The organism is Candidatus Acetothermia bacterium (assembly GCA_024653305.1).
GTDB lineage: Bacteria > Bipolaricaulota > Bipolaricaulia > Bipolaricaulales > Bipolaricaulaceae > JACIWI01.
In genome coordinates this window covers 1-1986 of the sequence record JANLFW010000054.1, presented here as the reverse complement: position 1 = coordinate 1986, position 1986 = coordinate 1, and the positions used below count along the sequence as shown (strand labels likewise).

Sequence of the window (1986 nt, the reverse complement as noted above, 5' to 3'; positions counted from 1 at the left end):
AGACCGTCCCCTCCGCGGAGTAGCTCCCGCCGCAGCAGCCAGGGCCGCACAGGCCAAACTTCACGTACTCAAACTCGTCGCCCTCGAATCCCCCCGGGACGAGGGCGGGGTCGAACGCAGTGGCGAACTCCACGTAGGGCGAGGAGATCGCCCCGCCCGGGCACGACCCACCCCAGCAGCAGTAGACCTTGATCCCGTGGACGGCGATCCCGCTCCACGTCGAGGTGGCAGGGTCCCAGAGGGCATTGCCGTACAGGGTCAGGCACCCCTCGCACGGGCCGACCCACTTCGGAAGGACGCTCACCTCCTTGGAACCCGGGGTGAACTTCACCGCGAACCCCAGGGAGAGCCCACAGCAGAGGTGGACGAGATCGTCCACGGTCAGCTGGAGGTAGGAGAACCCGGACTTGGTGACGGACGAGGTGAGCGTGGCCGTGATCCCGCAGCAGACCTCCCAGGGGGACAGGGCCGCCGTGGCGTCGCGGAACGCGATCCCTCCCTCCTTCTCCTCGAACCGGGCGGTGAGGGAGAGGGTGCCCGAGCGGAGGGTGAGCGTGGACAGGAGGTAGGGTCCAGGGGGGGTTCCCGCCTGGGCGTAGTGGGTGACGCGCAGGCTCGTGATCAGCCCTGGGGTGCGGAGGAGGAGGGCCAGGTAGGCGGTGCGGTAGGCGGGGATCGAGGGGTCGAACGTCAGTCCCCCCCCGGCCTGGATCTCCCCGAGGTTCCCCGCCCCGTGGAGCTGGAGGTTCGTCCACTGGGGCCCGACGAAGTTTGCCACGGCCCGCCACGACCAGGAGTCCTTCCCGTAGCGGAGGACGTACCGGAGGTCGAAGTTCGCCCGCTCAAGGGACGGGCTCGGCAGGAGGGCAACTGAGCCCTGCCAAGATCCCCCGAGGGTGAACGACTGGGGGATGCGCTCGAACCGGGCCTCGAGAACCCGGTCCCGCTCGGCGGTGAACTCCAGGGTCGGGGCGGCGCCGAGGTGCGCCCGATCCTCATACCACCCCTGAAAGAAGTACCCCCAAGAGGGGACGGCGGTGAGGCGGACCGTCGCCCCCAAGGGACGGGGGCCGTCGCCGACCACTGTCCCACCCTCGGCCGGGGTCACGAGGACACCGATCCACACGGTGGCAGGCTGCCCGCGGGCGGCGAGGCCCACCCCGAGGGCAACCACAAGGAGCCCAAGCCCCTTGAGCCAGCGGCGCCTGGGAAGCTTGAGGAATCCCAGGAAGCCCAGGCCGAGGAACGGGAGAGCGAGCCAGGGTCCCCACCGGGCGAGGCCGCCCCCGGCTGCCCCCACCGCCGGGAACACCTGGAGCTCCAGGGTTGAGCTGTCGTCCGGGTCGTCGTCGGCTGGGACGTAGGGGCTCTGGTCGGCGGGGATGGGCACGCTCTGGGTGTCCACCCCGTACGCCCACATCCGGTTGCGCAGGGTCTCCCCCCGCGGGGCCTTCTCCGTCACCAGGGCCTCGAACACGAGGAGGAGCGCCTCCCCCGGGCTGAGGGCGGCCTCGAGGAACCACAAGAGCTCCGGCCCGGGAGCGCCCTCGGGGTCGGCGGAGGACTTCCCTGTGGGCCAGGCGGCCCGGGTGGACTCGGGGATGTAGGCAAACCCGGGCGGCAAGAGGTCCTCCACCCAGACGTCGTAGGCCGCGGCGTAGCCCACATTCCGGACAATGAGCTGGAACCGGACCTTGTCCCCGACCTGGAACGGGTACGGGGGCGTGGGACACGGCGCGCACGGATCCTCGCCGCACGGATCACAGTAGATAGACTTCTCCGTGGCCAGGGCCGGAACGCCGAGGAGGATCCGCGTTTCTTCCTCGTCAGGGAAGGTATCCCCCACGTCGGGGTTGAACTCGGGGATCGGGGTCCCCGCCCCGTCCCTCCCCGCCACCCGGGCCAGGTTCACGAGGTGCTGCCCCGGCACGGCCTCGGGCAGGACCCGCGCCCGGTAGACGACGACGAGCGTCCCCCCGCTGTTGA

Annotated in this window: 1 protein-coding gene; it reads right to left on the bottom strand. The window is 70.7% G+C overall.

What is annotated here, in order from left to right; genetic code table 11:
• Nucleotides 1–1986: hypothetical protein (locus tag NUV94_08165; protein MCR4392709.1), on the bottom strand; the 1986-nt coding region annotated here is incomplete at both ends.